Consider the following 23,502-nt stretch of genomic DNA (forward strand, 5'->3'; position numbering starts at 1 on the left):
TGGTATAATCCCCGTAAAGGTTGTAACTTACAGAGGGGGATTATACAATGAAGGTACAGTTTTTGAGTAAATGGAGGAAGCGTGGTTTAAGAAACAGAGGGATATCATGGTTAAAGAATAAGGGGGCAGGGAAATTTAAACTTTCAACCAGGATTGCATTCATCGCAGGAGTCATGCTGGTAGTTGTTTTTACAGCTTTGATCGGATTTACTTCAAGAATGACAAAAGACGCCATGAAGCAGTCAGCTTTCAGGGAGCTAAAGACTTTGGCATCTGAGAACGGAAAGGTAATTCAGCAGACACTTGATGAGGCAAGGCAGGTATCAGACAATATTACGTATTATCTTGAGAATTCAACGGCTAACCGAAAGGTCCTCCAGGGACTGAGGATTAAGTCAGGACCTTCGGCCGAACCGCTGTATAAGAGCCAGGTATTTGATAAAGTCACTTTGGACGGCTATGGTATGAAAATGGAAGATTACATGCTGACGACCATCAAGTCCACGGTTCTCTATTCCAAAGATATTGTAGGAGCCGGTATTCTGTTTGAACAGTATGCCATGAGTTCTGCGGCCAGAAGTTATGGCCTGTTTGCCGGCAAGGATGGAGCGGTTAAGGACTGCGGGCTGTATGAGGATTACTCTTCTTCGGATTATTTCATAAAGGTGATGGAAGAAAAGGCTCAGATCATAACACTTCCATATGAATCAAATGGAATGATGATCATTACCATGGCGGTGCCTGTGATCGTCAACGACAGAGTGCTGTGCGTGGTTGCAATTGATGTGGATTTGGATCGTTTCAGCCAGATGAAAACGGCAGGTTCTTCCTACCCAAGCATGCAAACCTTCATTTTAAATGAAACTGGTACAATCATTTCAGAAAGCACGGGAAGCGGTCTCGTTGGAACCAGTGTTTCTGATTTCGTAAACAGCGGGACATGCAGAGAGAAGATAAATACCGGAATTGCCTCAGGATCCGACTTTTATACCGTGGATCCAGGTAAAAAAGGAGATACCTATTACTTCTTTGAGCCAATTCAGCTAAATGGCTCCAGCTGGTATTCCGTTACGGCGGTGGAAGCCAGAGATATGAACCGGGAAGCAGACCGGATGTCATCTTTGATGATCGTTATTTCCATCATTGCCATGATCGTTATTCTTTTTATCATCGCATTTATCATAAGAAGGCAGTTAAAACCGATCCATAAGATCGTTGCGGCTGCCGGGCAGATTGCGGAAGGGGATTTAAGTGTCTTAATTGATGTGGAATCAAACGATGAAATCGGCCTTGTGGCAGCTTCCTTTGAACGAATGACTGTTAACTTAAAAGAGGTAATTGACCGCATTTCCTTTACCCTGAAGGAAGTTGCGGATAACCATTTGGACTTAGATGTGGAACTGGGTCTTAAGGGAGACTTTTCCCAGCTTGAAAAAGCGGTAAAGCAAATCGTAATGAATTTAAATTCAGTAATGAATGAAGTCAACCAGGCAGCAGCCCAGGTAGCGGTAAGCTCCGGACAGGTTGCAAGCGGTTCCCAGCTACTGGCAAACGGTGCGGAGGAGCAGGAAAGAACCGTTGAAATGTTATCCGGTTCCATCAGCCAGGTTGCAGATAAAGTAAGACGTCTGGCTGAAAAAGCAGGAGAGGTTTCCTTACAGGTTCAGATGACCGGCACAGAAGTGGTAAACTGCGACATGTCCATGCAGAACCTTTCCAATGCCATGAATGAAATTCATGCCTCTTCCGGTGAGATCGGTAAGATCATCAAGGTAATTGAAGACATTGCATTCCAGACCAATATCCTGGCATTAAATGCTGCGATAGAGGCTGCAAGGGCAGGAGAGTCTGGAAGAGGATTCGCAGTGGTTGCCGGTGAAGTACGGAATCTGGCTGCAAAGAGCTCTGAAGCAGCGAAGAACACCACAGCATTAATCAGGGATTCTATAAATGCGGTGGAAAAGGGCAACGAGATATTGGATGAGACCGTTCAGTCCATGATGAAGGTTTTGGAGGATTCCGCTCTGGCAGTGGATTCTGTGGATACCATATCAAACATAGCCTCTCAGGAAGCAAGGGCAGTAGAAGACGTGACAAAGGAACTTGGAAGAATCTCTTCTGTGGTTCAGAACAATGCGGCGGCTGCGGAAGAAAGCGCGGCTTCCAGTGAAGAACTATCCCAGCAGGCCCAGCTTTTGCGTGAACTGGTAAAGAGCTTCCGCTTAAGAGAGGAATAGAGGATACATAGATCATTTAATAAAAAACCATGGAAACAGAGTTAAGTGAAGCAGTTCTTAAACTCTGTTTCTTTTTGTTTATAGACAAAAAGTATATAATTTTTGAATTAAAGCAAAAATATATTATTAAATAATATGACAAAAAATAATATAAATTCTAAATAATTGCATACAATTTAAAAATTGACAAATAATATGTAAAAATGAGTAAAACAGTATTGACAAATAGGAACTTGTACGCTATAATAAAGCCATAACAAAAAGTAATCCAATCTAACGAAAGGAGGTACAGTCCACCAGAACATATCGTCTGGCTTCGTTTATAACAATAAATGAAGCAAAGGAAAAACCAATCTGCCGATGTTAAAAGCCAATCTTTGAAGCAATGATAAATCAATCATGAGAATAGAGCGAATTCATGACGAGTAACTGTAGAGCAAAGCCCATGAATCTGGTGTATAACAACGGGGAGCGGAAAAATTAATATAGATCATGCTGAGGAACGTGTACCATGTACAAAGAAACAGACATGAGAGAGAAACGAGGTATTAAGACCAATGGAAGTAATAATATAGAAACGGGTATCGATGGTATAAAATCTAAATCGGTATCCGTTTCTATCTGTTTTTTATTAAAAGATCCCTTCCAAATTAAAGGGCGGCGTGTATTCTTCTTTAGCGCTGCTTTTTTCCTGCATAAATCCCTGATCCAACCCAAGTCTGATGGCTTCATCCACCACTTTTCCATATTCATAAGAAGTAATTCTCCGGTTGATTTCCGGAAAACTTTCACTCCGGTAGAATGGGGTATACTGGCTCAAAAGACTGATGTAATACATTCCAACCGGCAATTCATCCTTCATCCAGTGAAGCAGGCGGATTGAATCTTTGTAAGCACCTGGAAGTACCATATGGCGTATGATGACTCCCTTTTTCATAAGGACCCCATCCGAATCAAACTGGGGAGCCCCGGTCTGGCGTATCATTTGTTTTATAGCCTTTGAGGCAGCATCAAAATAATCGGAAGCTTTGCTGTAGCGTAAGGATAGGTCCGAACTAAAATATTTTAAATCAGGAAGCCATATATCGATGTATGGGGCCAGCTCCTTTATGATATCTTCCGATTCATATCCACCGCAGTTATAAACCACAGGAATGGAAAGCTTTGATTTTATAAGATACAATGCCTTTAAAACGGAGGGGAGATACTGCGTGGCGGTAACCAGATTAATGTTGTGGGCACCTTCTTCCTGAAGCCTTAAGAAAATCTGGGCCAGCTCTTTGCTAGTAATTTCCTTTCCGAAATTCTCCTGGCTGATGGCATAATTCTGACAAAAGCAGCAGCCCAGGGTACAGCCGGAAAAAAAAACGGTACCGCTTCCCCGGCTTCCGCTGATACAGGGCTCCTCCCAGTGGTGGAGTGCGGCCCGGGCCGCTTTTATTGTATCGCCGCATCCGCAAAAACCTGTGCTTACATGGCGGTTTATCCTGCAGTTTCTGGGGCAGAGGCTGCAGGATTCATAGATATGATCAAGGTTCATTTGAGAAACTCCTAATATTGACAAAGTCACTTTTTTACATTAATATATTAAACAAAATACGGAAAAATTGCAAGATAAAGATGATATACAAAGGAAAGGTGCCAATGAGTAAAAAGAAAAAGCTTGCTGCTCTTTGCTATGCATTTCCCAGGACAATGCCGGTGATGGCCGGTTATCTGGTTTTAGGAGCAGCGTACGGGATACTTATGAATGTCAACGGGTTTGGGATCTGGTGGGCCTTGCTTATCAGTGTATTTGTCTATGCAGGGAGCCTGCAGTACCTTGGAATCACATTCTTTGTTGCGGCGGTGAATCCATGGTACGCCTTTTTTATGTCCTTAATGCTCAATGCAAGACATTTATTTTACGGACTTTCCATGCTGGATAAATATAAGGATGCAGGAAGACTAAAGCCCTATCTGGTATTTTCTCTGACGGATGAAACATTTTCTGTTTTATGTAATGAGGAGCCGCCGGAAGGTATTCCAAAGTACTGGGTGTATTTTTTCGTATCTGTCCTGGATCAGCTTTACTGGGTGACAGGAGCTGTGATCGGTGCATTAGCCGGAACTATGATAACCTTTAGCACGGCTGGAATGGACTTTGCGCTGACGGCACTTTTTGTGGTGATCTTTATCGACCAGTGGAAATCAGGAAAGGGACATCAAGCCGCATTTGTGGGTGTATGTGCCTCTGCTCTTTGCGTGGTGGTCTTTGGCCAGAGCGTTTTCATCGTTCCGGCCATGATCCTTATTCTGGTTATTATTACAGCCGGATATTTTATGGAAAAGAGAAAGGAGGAGCAGCCTTGAATGAAAATATTGCAGTGTATGGCCTGATCACAGGAGTCATGGTGCTTGCTACCGTGATCACTCGTTTCCTTCCCTTCCTTTTGTTTCCGGCAGGGAAGGAGACTCCCAAATACATACTCTATCTGGGACAGACTCTTCCATATGCCACCATTGGACTTTTGGTGGTCTACTGTTTAAGAGGGCTTCAATTCCTTTCTTACCCTCATGGACTTCCGGAGCTTATCTCCATTGGCGCCATTACAGGGCTTCATTTGTGGAAGGGAAATTCCCTGTTAAGCATTGGTGCGGGAACGATTCTTTATATGGTACTCATTCAGAGTGTATTCCCCTAATAAGAAATGAAGCGGTATCAATACCCTTTTGGCAGAACGGCCTGCTCCCGAAATTCTTTGGGAGATAGGCCGAATTCTTTTTTAAAGGCCCTGTAAAAGCTGGTATAATCCGAAAAGCCGTACTGATGATACAGATCCCCAAAAGGGATGCCGGAAAGGATACCGTTTTTACTTGCTTGCAGTCGTTTCTTTAGGATGTACTGGTGAAGGGATATCCCCATGTTATCCTTGAATACATGGGAAATGTGATATTTGCTGGCATAAAAAAAGGAGGCCAGATGGTCCAGGGACAGATTTTCTTCCAAGTGGTTGTTAATATAATCACAAAGATTTAAATAAAGCACATTTTCATAGACAGCAGGTACCTGATGGAGCATGTCATAAGTGATCCGGTTTAACAGAAGCATGAAGGAATGGATCTGCAGCTCTGAATTAAGCTTATGAAATGCCTTATTTCCGTGTATTTCTTCCAATAAATCCAAGAGTCGACCCTGAATATTCTGAAATGTGACAAAATCCCTGCGGAAATGGTAATGATTGTTCTCTGATACATAACGAAAACTGTATGAGAAGTCCTCTGACCAGGAACACATGGTCTCAAAATAGTTCCGGCTGATCCAAAGTACAATCCGCTGATAGGTTTTTCCGGTGGAATGGAAAATGGGGTGGTGCTTTACTTCAGGTGGGATCAACAGGTAATCTCCGTACTGTAAAGGATACTGTTTCCCTTCCACATCATAAGTTACATCTCCGTTTAAGAAAAAATACACTTCATAATAAGAATGACTGTGGTCCACAACATGATTCAAGTCCAGATCTTTATAAAAAAACACTTCAAATTCTCCTGAATTCATATACTGCCGCTCATTAAAGCCGGTAGACAATTCTTTTCTCATTTTATAATTCCCTTTCCTGTTTTTTTCATGTTTTTATGACATTATAAGCCATGACCGCAAGTTTTGCAATGTGAACGGCAAATTAATCCATGGTAATAAGACGCCATTTTGATTATACTGAGTCCACAAGGTAGGAAAAGAAACTTATTTTATGATTGTTAAGGAGGTATTTTATGAAATTATCATTCAGATGGTATGGAGACGATGACAAGGTAACCTTACAGAATATCCGTCAGATTCCAGGCATGTATTCCATCGTAACGGCAGTTTATGATGTTCCGGTAGGGGAAGTGTGGAGCAGAGAAAGCATTGCACATTTAAAAGAGGAAACAGAGAAAGCGGGGCTTGCCTTTGAAGTGATCGAGAGCATTCCGGTTCATGAGGATATTAAGTTAGGAAAGCCAACCAGAGACAAATACATTGCAAATTATTGTGAGAACATCAGACGGGTGGCGGAAGCAGGAATTAAGTGCATCTGCTATAACTTCATGCCGGTGTTTGACTGGACCAGGACCCAGCTTGATCATGTGCTGGAGGATGGCTCTACCTCTCTGGTTTATTATCAGGATCAGGTAGACAAGGTTAATCCTCTGGAAAGCGAAAGCGACTTAACCCTTCCTGGCTGGGATTCCAGCTATACAAGAGATGAGCTTAAGCAGATTGTAGGCGAGTACAATTCCATGTCAGAGGATAACCTTTGGGATAATTTAAAATATTTCTTAGAGGCGATCATTCCTGTTGCAGCAGAATGCGACGTGAATATGGCGATCCATGAGGATGACCCATGCTGGAGCATCTTTGGACTTCCAAGAATTATTACCTGCGAGGAGAACTTAGACCGTTTCTTAAAGCTTGTAGATGATAAGCACAATGGTATCACCCTTTGTACCGGTTCTTTAGGCTGCTCCAATAAAAATGACGTGGTGAAGATGGCTGCCAAATATGCGGCAATGGGACGTATTCACTTTGTACATGCAAGAAATGTGGCTATCCTGGAAGATAACCAGGGCTTTGAAGAGCGTGCTCATTTATCAACATGCGGTTCTCTGGACATGTTTGCCATCTTAAAAGCTCTTCATGACAATGGTTTTGAAGGCTATATGCGTCCGGACCACGGCCGTATGATCTGGGGTGAGACAGGCAGAGCTGGTTATGGACTTTATGACCGGGCACTTGGCGCAACCTATTTAAATGGTCTTTGGGAAGCGATTGAAAAAACGAGCAAATAGGAAAGAGGGAAATCATATGTCATTATCATTTGGTACGGATTTAAGCGGCAAGGTAGCAGTTGTTACAGGAGCAGGCGGAGTATTATGCGGTATGTTCGCAAAGACTCTTGCAGAAGCAGGTGCAAAGGTTGCGGTTCTGGATTTAAATGAAAGTGCTGCAGAAGGAATTGCAGCTTCTATTAATGAAGCAGGCTATAAGGCAAAAGCTTACAAGGCCAACGTTCTGGAACGGGCAAGCCTTGAGGAAGTTCATGCAAAGGTTTTGGCAGAGCTTGGTCCCTGCGACATTCTGATAAACGGAGCAGGCGGTAATAACGCAAGAGCCAATACAGATAAGGAATATTTCGAGATGGGAGACATTGAAGCGGATACAAAATCCTTCTTTGATCTGGATCAGTCCGGGGTTGAATTTGTTTTCAACTTAAATTTCCTTGGAACCCTGCTTCCCTGCCAGATTTTTGCAAAGGACATGATTGGCAGAGAGGGATGCAGCATTTTGAATATTTCATCCATGAATGCCTTTACCCCACTTACGAAAATACCGGCATACAGCGGTGCAAAAGCTGCCATCAGCAACTTTACCCAGTGGCTTGCCGTTCATTTTTCCAAGGTTGGTATCCGTGTAAATGCGATCGCACCAGGCTTTTTCGTTACAGCACAGAATGAGAAGCTTCTGTTTAACGAAGATGGCTCTCCTACACCAAGAACCAACAAAATCCTGTCTGCAACTCCCATGGGACGTTTTGGAGAAGCAGAGGAATTAAACGGAGCTCTTTTATTCCTTTTGAATCATGCGGCAGCAGGTTTCATCACCGGCGTGGTACTGCCTATTGACGGCGGATTCTCCGCTTATTCCGGAGTATAATCAGAAGATAAAAAATATCAGCCTCTTCCATAGGATTGCAGTGGGCAGCAACCAGGTCGGGAAGGGGCTGTTTTTTGCATCCATGGATTTTTCACTAGAGAAAAAAGAAAATACACCCTGTTTTAATTTCTTTTTAAAGAAAATTCGACAAAATTCGTTTCCATTTTCTGGAAGCGTTGACAAATGGTTACAAAATATTGTATAATGAGTAAAACCATGATCAAAGTGTTATGGTTAACATTTACCAAAGACGAGACGAGGAGCATGAGGCAATGAAGACATCGGGGGAAAAGAAACGAAACCTGAAAGCATTACTAGGGACGAAGAAAGTGAAGCCGGAAAAAAACGGAAGTAAGAGTACATTCCTGAAATCATTGAAGATGAAGATGCTGGCATTCATTATCGCAATTATTTTGGGATTGACTGTGACCAACATGGTGATCAGTATTACAGTCAGTTACAAAGGGATTACAGATGTTGTGAAAAATGATTTGGAATCAACGGGTAAACTTGTAAACAGTCTGGTAGTACAGAACTTAAATCAGATGAAACTAAGCATTGAAGCCAGTTCACAGGGCGGAAGCTTGAAATCCATTAATTCCAGGGTTGTGACAGAATATCTTTCCAACCAGTGTAAACTTTACGGATACAAAGAACTTGAAGTGATCAGTATGGATGGTACCGTTACCCGCAGCGCAAGCGGAGAGAATATCGGAGAGAAATACGAAGTCACAGGTTATCTGGAAAAGGCCTTAAATGGTGAGACCAGCATTTCTACCACGGAATATAATAACAACAAGGAACTTGTGATCCGTGTTGCGGCTCCTTATGAATATGGAGTTCTCTTAGGAACTTATGATGGCTCTATTTTAAGCGATTTAATCAGCGACCTTCGGATTGGTGAGAGCGGCAATGCCTTTATTATTGACAATACAGGAACCATGATCGCCAATATCTCACCGGAACTGGTTCTTAACCGCCAGAACTTTGTTGAGCTTTCCAAGTCCGATAAATCCTATACTTCTATAGGCCGTATGTTCCAGACCATGCTGGGTGGAAAAGCGGGAATTGGAAATTACGTATACAAAGGAGACAACCGTTTTTGCTATTACAGCCCGGTAACAGGCAGTGACGGCTGGGCTTTGGGTGTAGCGGCATCGGTTAAGGAAACCACCGTTTCCATCTACCTGGTAGTATTTGCAATGGGTGTGTTTGCCATTGTATCAATCGTTCTTGGTTGTTTCCTGGCGTTTTGGTTTGCAGGATCCATTGCAGGTCCGGTATCAGCCATTGCAGCACGAATGAAGCTCTTTACAGAAGGTGATTTATCCAGCGAAGTTCCGGTTGTTAAGCGCAGAGATGAGATCGGTCAGCTTGCTGATGAAATCACCAGCTCCGTACATAGTGTTAAATCTTATATCACTGAAATCGCAGCTGTATTGGAAAATATCGCATCCGGAGATTTCAGCCGGTCTGTTGGGATGGAATTCCAGGGTGATTTCAAGGTGATTCAGGAATCCATTGACAGAGCGGAAGACTTACTTTCAAAAACGATGGAAACGATCAGCATTTCTTCCGATGAAGTGGCAAAGGGCAGTGCCCAGGTGTCCCAGGGAGCACAGAATTTAAGCCAGGGTGCTGTGGAACAGGCAGCTTCTGTAGAAGAGTTATCTTCCTCAGTAAATGAGATCTCCAGCAGTCTTATGAGTACAGCTAAGGCTGTGGAAGATGTGAATAAGCAGGCAGGACGGGTAGGAGAAGCCATGGAAAGCGGCAATGCCCAGATGCACGAAATGATGCAGTCCATGGATCAGATCAACAAAAAGTCCAAGGAAATTGAAAAAGTCAATAAACTCATCGAAGATATTGCCTTCCAGACAAACATCCTTGCGCTTAATGCCGCTGTCGAGGCAGCCAGGGCAGGTGAGGCCGGAAAAGGTTTCGCAGTTGTTGCAGATGAGGTCCGCAATCTTGCAGGCAAGAGTGCCAATGCGGCAAAGGATACCTCCAGTCTGGTTGCAGATACCATTGCAGCTGTTAATACGGGAACTGGTATTGCGGCATCTACAGGAGAAACATTAAACGGAGTTCTTTCAGAAACCAAGAGCATGGTTTCCGCCATTCGCAGATCCGCAGAGGAGCTGCAAGAGCAAAGTGAAAAGGTTACCCAGGTAACTTATGGAATTGAGCAGATTTCTTCCGTAGTTCAGAACAACTCTGCTACCGCAGAGGAAAGTGCTGCGGCCAGCGAGGAACTTTCTGGTCAGGCAGAAGGTTTACGGGAATTAATGAGTAAATTTCGGCTCCGTTAATATTTGCCGATGATATAAGAAAACAAGAAGGTCCTATGAAGGGGCCTTCTTGTTTTTTAATCATTTCCTTATTCTTTATCCACATTCTTTGCATGAGGCATGTAGGGATAAAGATCTTCATATGCTTCCAGTTCCGCTTCTGACTGCGGTGCCGCGGGAATAAGTCCCGTACAATCCATGGTGGAACAAGTCTGAATATCAATATCATAATTATTCTTGGAGGTTGTTGATTCCGTCTTTCCTTTTTTTGATTCTTTTTTTTCTGATTTCATTTCATTTTCTCCTTCCGGCAGTCTTTTAGGAACCGTTACTTTTAGTTTGAGGAAAAACATCATAATTATTCGCTGCCTGCATGATCTCTTTTTTTGCGTTATAAATTTTATTAAAAATCGTTATATAGGATGTGGGCAGCATCGTCCAAAAGTAATGTGTGATCACAGGGGGGACTTAAATGAGGATTGCTATTTTTACAAATGAAGAACAGACGCCGGAACTTAAAAAGGCCTGTCCCTGCAGACAGAACAACCGATTACAGATTGATTATTTTTCTATAAAGGAAGGACGTCTTTTCACATTGGAGCGCGCTTTGTATGATATGATTGTCATTTCACCAAAAGGAAATATAACCTTATTCCAGACAAAATATTCCGTGTACTTTAACGGTCAGTTCTGCGTCCTGGATATCACGGATATTCTTTATCTGGAATCCTATTACCGGAAAACCAGTGTGGTGGCAGGCAGCGGAAGTATGCGGATCCGGGCAAGGCTTGATGAAGAGGAAGAAAAGCTTCCAAAAGACCGGTTTGTCAGAATCAACAGGCATAACATCATTAATATGCAATACGTAAGGAGTGTAAAGGGAGAAGCAGTCGAGATGCAGAACGGACAGGTTTTGTATGTAAATAGCGGGAGAAGAAAGAAGTTTGAAAAGAGTTACAGGGACTTTTTAAAAGAGAATTGTATGACATTGTAGAGATATTTCAAAAAAACGCAACAATTAGATTAAAAAGTGCAAACTGTCTTGCCTTGGGTAAGAGACCATGGTATTGTATGTTTCAATAATCGGCAGCTCACATCTAAGCACATTCTATATAATCTGTAAAATCAGGACAGGCAGCGAAAATCAGCCGATATCGCTGCCTGCCTTTTTATCGTTAAAGAACTCCTATAGAAAGACCATAGCTTTTTGCAGTTCCGGGACTTAAGATCTGCACATGGTTCTTATGGGTGAATTCATCATCTTCTGTAGCATAGATTGCAGAACCGTTCCATGGCTCCACACAAACAAATGGTGCTTTTGCAGGATAAGGGGTCCAGAAAGCTACGGTTTCAAAGCCTGGGAAGGAAACTTCCACCCCCCGGCCGGTATTTCTGTTTACAATCGAAACTTTTCTGGACTGTAAATCGTCAAAATAGATGGCATCATCTTTAAATATTTCACGGTTTAAAGAAAGAGTACGGCTTCTCTTCAGCTGTTCGATCCGGTTGTCAGGATTAAATTCCAGATGTTCAGAATCATATACCATACTGGATATGGTTTCATCCTTTTCAAACACCAGATCATAATCTTCAAATACGGAGTTATCCTCCATGGGGCAGTTAAAGCCAGGATGAGCGCCCAGACAGTAATGTATGGTCCGATCATCGGTGTTTGTTACCCGGTATTCCATGAATATGGTACCGTCTGTGAGAGTATAGGTAAGACTCAAACGGAAGGAATAGGGATAAATCTTCTTTGTATCTTCCGTATCCCGGATTTCAAAGGTAACGGAAGTGTTTGTCTGTTCAGAGACATAAAAATCCATTTCCCGGCAAAAACCATGTTTCGGGATTTTCCATGTCTGGCCTTCCAGAATGGTCTGGTCGTTCCGGCAGTTTCCCACGATAGGAAAAAGAAGAGGAGAGCATTTGTTCCAGAACTGGGGATCTCTCTGCCATATGTATTCTGAGTTGTCAGAATCTTTGAATGAAATGAGCTGGGCACCGATGGAATCGATGACAGCTGTAGCTTTTGAATCTTTTAGTGTAACCAGCATTTTGAAATTACCTCGTTTCTTTGTTCAGTTGTTTTAGCTTTTTAAATGGCCGTTCTCAGGCTTAACTTAAGATAAGTATACTAAATATAAAAAGAAAATTCTATGGGTTTTGCAAATAAATTAAGCATGCCGGTTCTTGCCGGTTTTTCCCATCCTTTCATTAATTTGTAAGAACTGGTAAGGGTTTTGTCAGAACTTGTCCGAAAGCTTTAGGGAAATATAAGGAATTATTCCTATTTTTAGTTGGACTCTATGATACAATTATATCATAATCATAATATATCATATAACTAAAATCCCTTACAGGGATAATATATGCCCAAAGATCATGGGCGAATAAGAGGAAACAGCATGGGCGAATAAGAGGAAAGGAGGCAGTGAATCTATGAGAATTCGAACATTTATAAGAAGAACTTTATTTTTGCTGATGACGGTATGTCTTTTGACCGGATTCACTGTGGCATATAAAGGGTATGAAATGTACCGGGAGGCCCTCCAGGAAACCAGTCTGCAGGACCGGGTAGAAGCTATCCGTGATAAGGAAGGTTATACGGAGTACGAGAACTTGCCACAGATTTATGTGAATGCAGTCATATCCGTTGAGGATCACCGTTTTTACCGCCATAACGGAATTGATCTGATTGCCATTGCCAGAGCAGCTGCAAACGATATCATTGCCGGCAGTTTTGTGGAAGGCGGCAGCACCATAACCCAGCAGCTTGCTAAGAACTTATATTTTGACCAGGACAAAGAGATTGCCAGAAAAACGGCTGAGGTGTTCATGGCCTATGACATTGAGAGGAATTATACCAAGGATGAAATTTTTGAACTGTATGTAAACTGCATTTATTTTGGAGACGGATATTACAGTGTGGGCGATGCCAGCGAGGGTTACTTTAAAAAGGGACCGGAAGATATGACGGAGTATGAGAGCACTCTCTTAGCCGGTGTTCCGAATGCCCCTTCCAAATATGCACCGTCGAAAAATCCTGCTCTGGCGGAGAAAAGACAGATGAAGGTCCTTCAAAGAATGGAGAAGTGCGGATATTTTTCTGCGGAAGAGGCGGAGACTGTAGCGGAGCAGATGGTGGCTATCCGTTGATTTTTGCTTGATGAATGAAAGGTTAGAGGGTATAATGGAGATGTTACATATACTCTTTATCGTACAAAAGAATGGAGGAATCTATGGCCACCAGACAATTCACAGGCAGACGTTTAGACCAATATGCAGAGAATTACGTGGTATTTGATTTGGAAACAACAGGCATCAGCGCTGGGGAAGATTCCATTATAGAGATTTCCGCGATCAAGGTGAAAGGACATGAGCCTGTCGCCGAATTTAATACACTGGTTAATCCTGGGACCCATATTCCAGCCGGTGCTACTAATGTAAATGGAATAACAGATGATATGGTGAGGAAGGCGCCTGGACTAAAGGAGGTTCTGCCGGAATTTTTATCCTTTATTGAAGGGGAAATTCTGGTAGGTCATAATATTCAGTCCTTTGACCTTCTTTTCCTATACAGGGCAGCAGAGGAGCTTTTGGGAAAAAAGGTGGAAAATGATTACATTGACACCCTTTTTATGGCGAAAGCCTGCTTGCCTCAACTAAACCGCTATCGTCTGACGGATATTTCGGCATATTTCCAAATTGATACAGAGGGAGCCCACCGGGCACTTGCTGATTGTGTTATGAACCAGAGGTGTTATGAGCATATGGGAAAGCTGCAACAGAAAGAGGAAGTTGAAATCTGCCCCCAGTGCGGCGGAATACTTAGGCGCCGCAGCGGGAAATTCGGGGAATTTTATGGCTGTTCTAATTTTCCTCAGTGCCGTTTTACAAGGAATGTTTGAGCAGCAGGTTAGGAATCTTAGCAGGAATTCAGGCATCCGCAGGATGCATAGATTTATTACATAATGCAAGAAAGGGGAAACGGTATGGAGGATAAAAATTTGTATAATAAGATCATGCTGATTGTACTTTGCTTGATCGCAGTTTTGCTTTGTGCAGGTATGTACAGCTGGTTTCATGAAGGGAGTGCCCCGCTTGAAATGGAAGTGCCAAAGGTCCAGGTCCTTCAACTTGAATTCCGGGAGTCGGGAAGGCTTCCGGAGTCTGTCGTTTTGGAGGAAGATGGAATATGCAATTTTTAATCGAGAGGGCAGTCCCGGATGATTATCTGATCGTTGCTGACGTGATTCAATCGGTGTGGCAGCAAATACAGCAAAAGGACTGGTTTGTCGCCGATGATTCGGAGTACACCTGCCGTACACTTAAAGAGGGAAACGGAATCGGGTATAAGGCTTTTGAAAAGGATTCCGGGGCCCTGGCAGGTGTTTTTCTTGCTGCTTTGCCGGGAAATGGGGAAGAAAATCTTGGCCGGGACATCGGCCTTCCCGAAATGGAACTGGGAAAAGTCGCCCATATGGAGTCGATCGCCATCCTTACTGAATATCGGGGAAACGGCCTTCAGCATTCCATGATGAAGACCGCAGAAGAAGAACTTAGAAAACAGGGCTATCGGTATCTGATGTGTACGGTTCATCCGGAAAATAGATACAGCAAAAACAACATAATAAAACAAGGCTATCAGGTTGTCCTGACCAAAGAAAAGTACGGAGGATATGTAAGAGATATATTATTAAAGAAACTTTCTTAAAATACCGGATTTTCGCAAACGTTTGCATAAAAAAACGTTGACGTTTGGGTTAATTTTACGTATACTTTTTCCTAAGGGCTGACAGAAGTCACCAACTAATAGGATGAATAAACAAAACAATATTTAAGAACAGATACCAGGAAGGTATGGGTATTCCCAAGGAATACGTATGGCTGTTTCTGGTATCTGTTTTTTTGCAGGAAATACCGGACAGGGTGATAATCACTTATGGAGGAGAAGAACGATGAGAAAGCATAGATGGGGGATTACTGCAGCTTTGGTACTGTCTGTCGTGGTTATGAGTAGTGGCTGCGGAAAGGCTGACGGGAAACAGACACAGGCGGTTTCAGAGTCGGGCGCAGCAGACAATATTGGGAAAGACGACAGGGTCGTCGTGGTAATGGGCGTCAGCTCAGAGCCTGAAGCAGGATTTGATCCGGCTTATGGCTGGGGAGCAGGGGAACACGTCCATGAACCTTTGATTCAAAGCACACTTACGGTCACGGATAAGGATTTAAACATCGGCTATGATCTGGCAACGGATTTAAAGGTCAGCAGCGACGGTTTGACCTGGAACGTAAAGATCCGGGATGACGTGTTCTTTACGGATGGGAAAAAACTGACCGGGAAGGATGTAGCATTTACTTATAATACCTTACGAGATACCAGCTCTGTGAATGATTTCACAATGCTGGACAGGGCAGAGGCAGTGGATGACACGACCGTGGAGTTTCATATGAAGCATCCCTATTCCATCTGGCCATACACCATGGCTGTGACAGGAATCGTACCGGAACATGCATATGGACCGGATTATGGGGAACATCCCATCGGATCCGGCAGATACATATTAAAGCAATGGGACAGAGGGCAGCAGGTGATCCTGGAAGCAAATCCGGACTATTATGGAGAAGCACCAAAGATGAAACGGGTTACGGTCCTCTTCATGGAAGAAGATGGGGCTTTGGCGGCGGTCCAGTCCGGGCAGGCGGATATTGCATATACGGCTGCTTCCTATTCGGATCTTACGGTACCCGGGTATGGTCTTTTGGACTGCAAAACCGTGGATAACCGTGGATTTAACCTTCCGGCCATTCCCTCCGGAAGCGTATCGGAAGAGGGAGTTCCTTTGGGAAATGACTTTACCAGCGAAGTAAAGGTCAGAAGAGCGATCAACATCGGAATCGACCGGGAAGAGATGATAAATAACGTACTGAATGGTTACGGCAGTCCGGCTTACAGCGTCTGTGACAAAATGCCATGGTATGAGCCTTCCGCAAAGACAGAATATGATCCGGAAGGGGCAAAGGCTTTGCTTGATGAGGCAGGCTGGAAACTGGGCAGCGACGGAATCAGAGTGAAGGACGGGAAACGGGCGGAACTCCAATTCCTTTATCCGGCAGGAGATTCTGTAAGGCAGGCCCTTGCGGCAGACACCATCAATCAGCTTAAAGAGCTGGGAATTGACGGACAGATGGAAGGCGCAAGCTGGGATACCGCCTATGACAGAGCCTATTCACAGCCTTTGATCTGGGGCTGGGGCGCTCATACTCCCATGGAGCTTTATAATATTTACCATACCATGGAGGAAACCGGGCTTGCAGCTTATTCACCTTATGCCAATCAAAAGCTTGACCAGTACATGGATGAAGCTCTGGCAGAAAGTGATCTGGAAAAATCCTATGAGCTATGGAAAAAAGCCCAGTGGGATGGGGAAACAGGCATTACCCAAAGCGGTGACATTCCCTGGATCTGGCTTGTAAATATTGATCATTTATATTGGGTAAGGGATGGCTTAAAGGTTGCGGACCAGAAGCTTCACCCCCATGGCCACGGTTGGTCCATTGTAAATAACGTGGATCAGTGGAGCTGGGAGCCATGAAAAGCCGCCGGTCTGAAGGGAAAATCCTTAGGTTTTTACTGAAGCAGATTATACGGATGGCAGTCCTCCTTTTTCTGGTAAGTGCAGCCGCCTTTTTTCTGGTATCGGTTTCCCCCATAGATCCTTTAAAGGTCAATGTAGGCCAGGTAGCTCTTGGCTCCATGAGCCAGGAGCAGATCGCAAAGCTTTCGGAGTACTGGGGAACCAACTTACCGCCGGCAGAACGATTTCTTTCCTGGGCAGGCGACTTTTTAAAGGGAGATATGGGAACTTCTCTTTTATACCGCCAGCCGGTTTCCCATGTAATTGGAATGAAGCTGTCAAATTCCCTGTGGCTGATGGCAGTTTCCTGGCTGGTTTCCGGAGGAATCGGTTTTGCCCTGGGAACTCTTGCTGGCGCAAACAAGGGAAAAGCGGTGGATAAGGTGATCTCCGCTTATGCTCTTATAACTGCAAGCACTCCGGCCTTCTGGCTGGCGCTGGTGTTTTTGATGGTGTTTGCTGTCTGGCTTAAGATGCTTCCCATTGGGCTAAGCGTTCCCATAGGAATGGAAGCGGCAGAGGTCACTTTAAAGGATCGGGTGGTGCATGGAATCCTGCCCTGCCTGACCCTTTCCATTACCGGAATGTCTAATATTCTTCTCCATACAAGGGGGAAAATGATCCAGGTCATGGAAAGTGATTATGTCCTTTTTGCAAGAGCAAGAGGAGAGTCCAAAAGCCGGATTGTCTTTCGGCACGGAATCAGGAATATTCTCCTGCCTGCCCTGACCCTTCAGCTGGCTTCGGTCAGCGAAATCTTTGGAGGCTCGGTTTTGGTAGAACAAGTATTTTCCTATCCGGGACTGGGCCAGGCGGCTGTGACGGCCGGACTTGGCGGTGATATCCCTTTGCTTCTGGGAATCACGGTTATTAGTGCGGCTATTGTATTTACAGGAAACTTTATTGCAAACGTACTTTACGGCGTGGTGGACCCAAGAATGAGGAAAGGGAGGAAGGTCGCATGAAACAATGGAATGGCCGGAAGTCCATGGTATGCCTCCTGGTGCTTTTCATCTCCCTTTTGGCAGCTGTGGCCATTGCCGGGCAGCTTTATAAAACAGAGGCCCTTGTCACTGATTTTTCCAGAAAAAATATGCCGCCCTGTTTTTCTCACCCCTTTGGAACAGACTGGATGGGACGGGATATGTTTGCGCGGACCATGACCGGTCTATCCATGAGCATCCGCATTGGTCTTCTCACAGCAGCAGTCAGCACAACGATTGCTTTTTTACTAGGACTTTTTGCAGCGTCCATGGGAAAGGCAGCGGATGGGCTTGTGGTTGGGCTCATCGATCTTGTCATGGGAATCCCCCATATCCTCCTGCTGGTTTTGATCTCCTTTGCTTTGGGGAAAGGCTTTAAGGGTGTTGTAGTGGGAATTTCTTTGACTCACTGGACCTCCCTTGCCAGGCTGATCAGGGGAGAGGTTCTTCAACTTAAGGAGAGCCAGTACATAAAGATTGCCCGTAAGCTTGGCCACGGCGGATTTGAAACAGCCCTTAAGCATATGACACCTCATTTGATTCCCCAGCTTCTGGTGGGGCTTGTACTGTTATTTCCCCATGCCATTCTTCATGAGGCCAGCATCACGTTCCTGGGCTTTGGGCTTTCTTCCGAGCAGCCGGCCATCGGCGTGATCCTGTCAGAGAGCATGAAATACCTGGCAATGGGAAAATGGTGGCTGGCGCTGTTTCCGGGAGCATTTCTGGTTGTTGTTGTTTTGCTGTTTCATCTAACAGGAGAGATGGTGGGCAGGCTTATGGACCCGGGTGCTCTGCATCAGTAGGAGGAAATGGATTGGAAGAGAAGAAAACGGTTCTGTCGGTAAAAAACCTGTCAGTATCATTTACCCAATATGAACGATGGATCAAAAAGACCACTCTTTTGGCCGTCAAGGACGTTAGCCTGACCGTAAGAGAAGGAGAACTGGTGGCTGTGGTGGGTTCCAGCGGTTCGGGAAAAAGTCTTCTGGCCCATGGCGTGCTGGGAATCCTGCCTTATAATGCGGCCTGGTCCGGAGAAATCTCTTATTATGGGGAGAAGCTTACTGAGAAACGGATGGGGCAGCTTCGGGGAAAGGAGATCGTTTTGGTCCCTCAAAGCGTTTCCTATCTGGATCCCCTAATGAAGGCAGGGGCTCAGATCAGAAATGGAAAACGAGATCAGGGGAGCATGGGCGAAAGCCTTAAAACCCTTAAGCGGTATGGACTTGATGAAACTGTGGAAAAGCTTTATCCCTTTGAGTTGTCGGGGGGAATGACCAGAAGGATCCTGATTTCCACAGCTGTCATGGAAAAGCCTAAGCTGGTAATAGCAGATGAGCCTACACCGGGCCTTCATCTGGAAGCGGCAAAGCGGGTGTTGTCCCATTTTCGGGAAATGGCCGATGAAGGAGCCGGTGTACTTCTCATCACTCATGACCTGGAGCTGGCATTGGAGGTTGCTGACCGGATTGTGGTATTCTATGCCGGAACCAGCGTCGAGGAAGCTTCTGCCTCTGATTTCCGTGAGGAAAGACTCCTTCGCCATCCATACTCAAAAGCCCTTTACAGGGCTATGCCGGATCATGGATTCTGCGCGGCGCCGGGAGCCCAGCCGTATATCAAGGACCGCCCCTCAGGATGTCCCTATGCTCCAAGGTGTGAGCGTCGGGAGGCTAAGTGTTTGGAGAAAGTGGATTACGTTAGCCTTGCCGGAGGAATGGTCCGGTGTGTAAAGGCAGAGGAGGGATAAGGTGAGGCTGGAAGCAAATAGCATATCATTCCAGTATGATAATGGAAATAAGCAGATATTAAACAATTTAAATATGTATATGGACAGCGGCGAACGTCTGGGGTTGATTGCTCCCAGCGGTTTTGGGAAGACCACCTGCTGCAAAATTCTTGCTGGATATGAAAAGCCGGATAAGGGAGAGGTGCTTTTAGATGGGCGGCCCCTTTCTTCTTATAAAGGTTATTGTCCGGTACAAATGATCTGGCAGCATCCGGAAAATTCTGTAAACCCAAGGCTTAAACTTAAGGAAGTTTTAAAGGAAGGCGATGGAGTGGAAGATCGGGTGATTGATGGTCTGGGGATTGAACCGGAATGGTTAAATCGGTACCCTTCCGAGGTTTCAGGAGGCGAACTTCAGCGTTTCTGTATAGCCCGGGCATTGGGCGGGGGAACTAAGTTTCTCCTGGCGGATGAGATCAGCACCATGCTGGATTTGATCACCCAGAGCCAGATTTGGAATTTTCTCATATCAGAAGTGGAGAGACGCGAAATCGGCCTTTTGGTAGTCAGTCATTCCCAGGGCCTTTTAGAACGTGTATGCACAAGAAAGTTAGATTTGCGGGAGCAATGAGCTAATCCAAAACACGCAACGTGTGTTTTCCATAGCCTAAACGATACATTGTAAGAGAAGGGAGTCGGGATAATGGATATTAAAGATATGCTTAACTTGGTAAAATCAGGAGAAATGGAAATCCAGGAAGCAGAACAGTTATTAAAGGATCTGCCTTATGAGGACCTGGGTTATGCAAAGCTGGATCATCACAGGGCGCTGCGTTCCGGCTTTGGAGAGACAGTCTTTTGCCAGGGAAAGCCAGACCCATACCTGGTGGAGATTTATAGGAAATTCTATGAAAGAGACGGTGAGGTGCTGGGAACCAGGGCTTCAGAGGAGCAATTTGAACTGGTAAAATCCGTTGTGCCGGAGGTTCAGTATGATTCCATATCCAGGATCTTAAAGGTAGAGCAGCCGGAAAAAGAAAGAAAGGGTTGTGTAGCGGTCTGTACAGGCGGTACCGCGGACATCCCGGTAGCGGAAGAGGCGGCACAGACTGCAGAATATTTCGGCTGTCATGTGGATCGGATATACGACGTGGGCGTAGCCGGAATCCATCGTCTTCTGTCCCAGAGGGACCGGATCAGAAATGCCAACTGTATTATTGCAGTGGCAGGAATGGAAGGGGCTTTGGGAACGGTGATCGCCGGTCTGGCGGACTGTCCGGTCATTGCAGTTCCCACCTCGGTAGGCTACGGAGCCAGCTTTCATGGACTCTCTGCTCTTCTTACAATGCTGAATTCCTGCGCAAATGGAATCTCTGTTGTAAATATTGATAATGGATATGGGGCGGGGTATCTTGCGACACAAATCAATCGACTGGCGGTGAAATAAGATGGGAAAAATACTGTATTTGGAATGTAATTCAGGAATCAGCGGCGACATGACCGTTGGCGCTCTTTTGGACCTGGGAGCAGATAAGCAGGCCTTTACAAAGGCCCTGCAAAGCCTGGGGGTGGATGGCTATCATCTTCACTTTGGCAAGACTACAAAATGCGGACTGGATGCTTATGATTTTGATGTACATTTGGAAGATGAAGGGCATGACCATATTCACGGAAATGATCATGAACATGACCACGAACATGACCACGGAAATGACCATGAACATGACCATGGAAATGATCACGACCATGACCATGGAAATGCCCACGACCATGCCCATGGAAACGACCACGACCATGCTCATGACCATGGCCATAGTGATGCTCACGACCATAGTCATGATCATCCCCATGTCCACCGGAATCTTCAGGACATATACGCAATCATTGACCGGCTGGATTCCAACAACAGAGTGAAGGCAATGGCGAAGCGGATGTTTGATATCGTGGCAGAGGCGGAGTCAAAGGCTCATGGAATCCCTGTGGAAGAGGTTCATTTTCATGAGGTTGGAGCTATTGATTCCATCGTGGACATTATCGGTGTGGCGGTTTGTGTAGACAGCCTGGGAGTGGATGAGATCGTGGTATCTCCTTTGTCGGAAGGATATGGCAGTGTTCGCTGCCAGCATGGTGTTATCCCGGTTCCTGTTCCGGCAACCGCTAACATTGTGTCTGCCCATGGTTTGAAGCTTCGGTTTACAGACAATGCAGGGGAGATGGTGACTCCTACCGGAGCAGCCATAGCTGCAGCCCTTGGAACGAGAAAGAATCTTCCTTCCTCCTTTCAGATCTTAAAGACAGGTCTTGGTGCAGGGAAAAAGGACTTTAAACAGGCAAACGTCCTGCGGGCCATGCTTCTTCTGGAAGAGGAAGAAGGGGCAGGAGAAAATATGTGGGTTTTAGAAGCCAATATTGACGACTGCAGCGGTGAAACCTTTGGCTTTGCTATGGAATCCTTATTGGAGGCCGGAGCAGCGGATGTCTGGTATACGCCTGTATTTATGAAAAAGAACCGTCCGGCCTATATGCTTAGCCTGATCTGCAGGGAAGAGGAGATAAGCAGAATGGAAGATATCCTTTTCATTCAGACTACGACCATCGGAGTGAGAAGATACCCGGTATCCAGAACCATTCTGGATCGGAAGAAGAGGAAGGTCACGACGGAATTCGGGGAGGCAGAGGTGAAAATCTGCACCTTCAAAGGGAGGACGTTCTGCTATCCGGAATATGAAAGTGTTAGAAGCATCTGCAGACAAAATGGGCTGGATTATCAGACCGTATACAGTATCATACGCAGAGAGGCGGAGAAATAATGGAACAGAACATGTTAGAAATAAAGACGAGACTGGAACAGATGATGGCAGAGTATGCGAAAGAGGATATTTGCCTGGCTTTTTCCGGAGGAGTTGATTCCAGTTTATTGCTTAAGGTAGCGGCAGATGCTACAGGAAAGACGGGAAAGGCCGTTTATGCGGTGACCTTTGACAGCCGTCTTCATCCCTCTTGTGATCTGGAAATTGCCGCCAGAGTAGCAAAGGAACTGGGAGGAATACATAAGGTGGTTTCCGTGAATGAGCTGGAGCAGGAGGAGATACGTTTTAATCCTGTAAACCGGTGCTATCTGTGCAAGAAGAAGCTGTTCCAATCTTTGAAGGATTATGCGAAAGAAATGAACATCCCATATATCATGGATGGAACCAATGAGGATGATCTGCATGTTTACCGCCCGGGAATCAAGGCCTTAAGAGAACTGGGAATCATCAGTCCTCTGGCAGAACTTCACATCACCAAGGTCCAGGTAAAAGAACTGGCCTCATGGTACGGGATCTCTGTGGCATCCAGGCCTTCTGCTCCTTGTATGGCGACCCGCCTTCCTTATGGTACGGAAATTGATTATGATATCCTGAATCTTATTGGAAAAGGAGAGGAATTTGTAAGTTCTCTCGTGAAAGGTAATGTGCGTCTAAGGCTCCATAATGACATTGTCCGCATCGAGGTGGACCAGGAAGCGATGGGAAATCTGATGGAGAAGAGCAGAGAGATCATTGCTTATTTAAAAGAATTAGGCTTTGTTTATATCACCATGGATCTGGAAGGATTCCGGTCCGGAAGCATGGATGTGGGAATCAAACCCATTGAGTAAAAGTTCATACTGATATGTTAAAAGTGCGTTTCCCGGACAGGAAACGCACTTTTTTTGCATGTTTCGCAGACTGTATAAATGAATCCCCGAAATAGGTCGAGCGGAATATCGGAAACATCGTCAGGATTCGACAGTACAACAAATGTGCATTTATTAACAATAACCTAATATGTGAATGATAACTTTTGAATAATATAATATTTGAATATAAAATGAACATTAAGCACAAAAAAATGCGTGAAATTGTACAATAAAGTCTATTGTATTTTGAGTTTGTTTGTGCTAATATGAAAACACACATTTAGGT

General features: G+C 44.8%; 23 protein-coding genes. 19 read left to right on the forward strand and 4 right to left on the reverse strand.

Annotated elements, in window-relative coordinates; translation table 11 throughout:
• The first annotated feature begins 47 nt into the window (after positions 1 to 47).
• Positions 48 to 2,237, forward strand: coding sequence for a methyl-accepting chemotaxis protein (locus ACHZES_RS20600; RefSeq protein WP_395546454.1), 2,190 nt, complete (start codon positions 48 to 50; stop codon positions 2,235 to 2,237).
• A gap of 631 nt (positions 2,238 to 2,868) precedes the next feature.
• Here the strand turns inward: ACHZES_RS20600 and ACHZES_RS20605 are convergent.
• Complete coding sequence (locus ACHZES_RS20605; protein ID WP_395546455.1) at positions 2,869 to 3,777, reverse strand: radical SAM protein; 909 nt, start codon at positions 3,775 to 3,777, stop codon at positions 2,869 to 2,871.
• Positions 3,778 to 3,881: 104 nt separating this feature from the next.
• Here ACHZES_RS20605 and ACHZES_RS20610 point away from each other — a divergent pair, with 104 nt between their 5' ends.
• Both ACHZES_RS20610 and ACHZES_RS20615 read left to right on the forward strand, forming a co-directional pair.
• The gene (locus ACHZES_RS20610) at positions 3,882 to 4,589 is read left to right on the forward strand and encodes an AzlC family ABC transporter permease (protein WP_038277263.1); all 708 of its coding nucleotides are present in this window, start codon (positions 3,882 to 3,884) and stop codon (positions 4,587 to 4,589) included.
• A 38-nt stretch (positions 4,590 to 4,627) separates the two neighbouring features.
• Positions 4,628 to 4,921: a branched-chain amino acid transporter permease gene (locus tag ACHZES_RS20615; RefSeq protein ID WP_051834980.1), complete on the forward strand. Its 294-nt coding sequence runs from the start codon at positions 4,628 to 4,630 to the stop codon at positions 4,919 to 4,921.
• A gap of 17 nt (positions 4,922 to 4,938) precedes the next feature.
• On the opposite strand, the gene ACHZES_RS20620 is transcribed toward ACHZES_RS20615, so the two are convergent.
• Positions 4,939 to 5,817 (reverse strand): helix-turn-helix domain-containing protein, encoded by an 879-nt coding sequence (locus ACHZES_RS20620; RefSeq protein ID WP_154523377.1) that lies wholly within the window; start codon positions 5,815 to 5,817, stop codon positions 4,939 to 4,941.
• Positions 5,818 to 5,990: 173 nt separating this feature from the next.
• Here ACHZES_RS20620 and uxuA point away from each other — a divergent pair, with 173 nt between their 5' ends.
• The 3 genes from uxuA to ACHZES_RS20635 all read left to right on the forward strand — a co-directional run bounded on the left by uxuA (position 5,991) and on the right by ACHZES_RS20635 (position 10,223).
• Positions 5,991 to 7,046, forward strand: a complete 1,056-nt coding sequence (gene uxuA, locus ACHZES_RS20625; RefSeq protein ID WP_038277267.1) for a mannonate dehydratase — start codon at positions 5,991 to 5,993, stop codon at positions 7,044 to 7,046.
• Between the two features lie 16 nt (positions 7,047 to 7,062).
• Positions 7,063 to 7,911 (forward strand): SDR family oxidoreductase, encoded by an 849-nt coding sequence (locus ACHZES_RS20630; RefSeq protein ID WP_154523383.1) that lies wholly within the window; start codon positions 7,063 to 7,065, stop codon positions 7,909 to 7,911.
• Between the two features lie 230 nt (positions 7,912 to 8,141).
• Positions 8,142 to 10,223: a methyl-accepting chemotaxis protein gene (locus ACHZES_RS20635; protein ID WP_154523386.1), complete on the forward strand. Its 2,082-nt coding sequence runs from the start codon at positions 8,142 to 8,144 to the stop codon at positions 10,221 to 10,223.
• Between the two features lie 68 nt (positions 10,224 to 10,291).
• Here ACHZES_RS20635 and ACHZES_RS20640 read toward each other — a convergent pair whose 3' ends face one another.
• Complete coding sequence (locus ACHZES_RS20640; protein WP_051834981.1) at positions 10,292 to 10,495, reverse strand: hypothetical protein; 204 nt, start codon at positions 10,493 to 10,495, stop codon at positions 10,292 to 10,294.
• A gap of 179 nt (positions 10,496 to 10,674) precedes the next feature.
• Between ACHZES_RS20640 and ACHZES_RS20645 the strand changes: the two genes are divergently transcribed.
• Positions 10,675 to 11,196, forward strand: a complete 522-nt coding sequence (locus tag ACHZES_RS20645) for a LytTR family DNA-binding domain-containing protein (RefSeq protein ID WP_038277273.1) — start codon at positions 10,675 to 10,677, stop codon at positions 11,194 to 11,196.
• A 181-nt stretch (positions 11,197 to 11,377) separates the two neighbouring features.
• Here the strand turns inward: ACHZES_RS20645 and ACHZES_RS20650 are convergent, their stop codons facing one another.
• A complete protein-coding gene (locus ACHZES_RS20650; protein ID WP_395546456.1) occupies positions 11,378 to 12,259 on the reverse strand; it encodes an aldose 1-epimerase family protein in 882 nt (293 codons plus the stop codon).
• Positions 12,260 to 12,644: 385 nt separating this feature from the next.
• On the opposite strand from ACHZES_RS20650, the gene ACHZES_RS20655 reads away from it, so the two are divergent.
• From ACHZES_RS20655 to larE, 12 genes are all read left to right on the forward strand, one after another.
• Entirely contained in the window at positions 12,645 to 13,361 is a 717-nt protein-coding gene (locus ACHZES_RS20655; protein ID WP_395546457.1) for a transglycosylase domain-containing protein, read from the forward strand.
• Positions 13,362 to 13,444: 83 nt separating this feature from the next.
• Positions 13,445 to 14,113 carry an exonuclease domain-containing protein gene (locus ACHZES_RS20660; protein WP_038277279.1) on the forward strand — a complete coding sequence of 223 codons (669 nt, stop codon included), beginning with the start codon at positions 13,445 to 13,447 and terminating at the stop codon, positions 14,111 to 14,113.
• A gap of 84 nt (positions 14,114 to 14,197) precedes the next feature.
• On the forward strand, positions 14,198 to 14,413 hold the full coding sequence (locus ACHZES_RS20665) for a hypothetical protein (RefSeq protein WP_038277280.1): 216 nt from the start codon (positions 14,198 to 14,200) through the stop codon (positions 14,411 to 14,413).
• Entirely contained in the window at positions 14,401 to 14,919 is a 519-nt protein-coding gene (locus tag ACHZES_RS20670) for a GNAT family N-acetyltransferase (protein ID WP_395546461.1), read from the forward strand. Before ACHZES_RS20665 ends, ACHZES_RS20670 begins: the two co-directional genes overlap by 13 nt.
• Positions 14,920 to 15,163: 244 nt before the next feature.
• Complete coding sequence (locus ACHZES_RS20675; RefSeq protein ID WP_395546462.1) at positions 15,164 to 16,801, forward strand: ABC transporter substrate-binding protein; 1,638 nt, start codon at positions 15,164 to 15,166, stop codon at positions 16,799 to 16,801.
• Positions 16,798 to 17,808 (forward strand): ABC transporter permease, encoded by a 1,011-nt coding sequence (locus tag ACHZES_RS20680; protein ID WP_051834960.1) that lies wholly within the window; start codon positions 16,798 to 16,800, stop codon positions 17,806 to 17,808. The genes ACHZES_RS20675 and ACHZES_RS20680 overlap by 4 nt, the downstream gene beginning before the upstream one ends.
• Positions 17,805 to 18,629: an ABC transporter permease gene (locus tag ACHZES_RS20685; RefSeq protein ID WP_395546464.1), complete on the forward strand. Its 825-nt coding sequence runs from the start codon at positions 17,805 to 17,807 to the stop codon at positions 18,627 to 18,629. Before ACHZES_RS20680 ends, ACHZES_RS20685 begins: the two co-directional genes overlap by 4 nt.
• 11 nt (positions 18,630 to 18,640) lie before the next feature.
• Positions 18,641 to 19,576, forward strand: coding sequence for an ABC transporter ATP-binding protein (locus ACHZES_RS20690; protein WP_395546465.1), 936 nt, complete (start codon positions 18,641 to 18,643; stop codon positions 19,574 to 19,576).
• A 1-nt stretch (position 19,577) separates the two neighbouring features.
• Positions 19,578 to 20,186, forward strand: coding sequence for an ABC transporter ATP-binding protein (locus tag ACHZES_RS20695; RefSeq protein ID WP_395546466.1), 609 nt, complete (start codon positions 19,578 to 19,580; stop codon positions 20,184 to 20,186).
• Positions 20,187 to 20,258: 72 nt separating this feature from the next.
• Positions 20,259 to 21,002, forward strand: a complete 744-nt coding sequence (gene larB / locus ACHZES_RS20700; protein ID WP_038277290.1) for a nickel pincer cofactor biosynthesis protein LarB — start codon at positions 20,259 to 20,261, stop codon at positions 21,000 to 21,002.
• Between the two features lies 1 nt (position 21,003).
• Complete coding sequence (gene larC / locus ACHZES_RS20705) at positions 21,004 to 22,365, forward strand: nickel pincer cofactor biosynthesis protein LarC (protein ID WP_395546468.1); 1,362 nt, start codon at positions 21,004 to 21,006, stop codon at positions 22,363 to 22,365.
• Entirely contained in the window at positions 22,365 to 23,195 is an 831-nt protein-coding gene (gene larE / locus ACHZES_RS20710) for an ATP-dependent sacrificial sulfur transferase LarE (RefSeq protein WP_038277293.1), read from the forward strand. Before larC ends, larE begins: the two co-directional genes overlap by 1 nt.
• Positions 23,196 to 23,502: the final 307 nt, after the last annotated feature.

The sequence above is a fragment of the Lacrimispora sanguinis genome (assembly GCF_044987295.1).
GTDB lineage: Bacteria > Bacillota > Clostridia > Lachnospirales > Lachnospiraceae > Lacrimispora > Lacrimispora celerecrescens_B.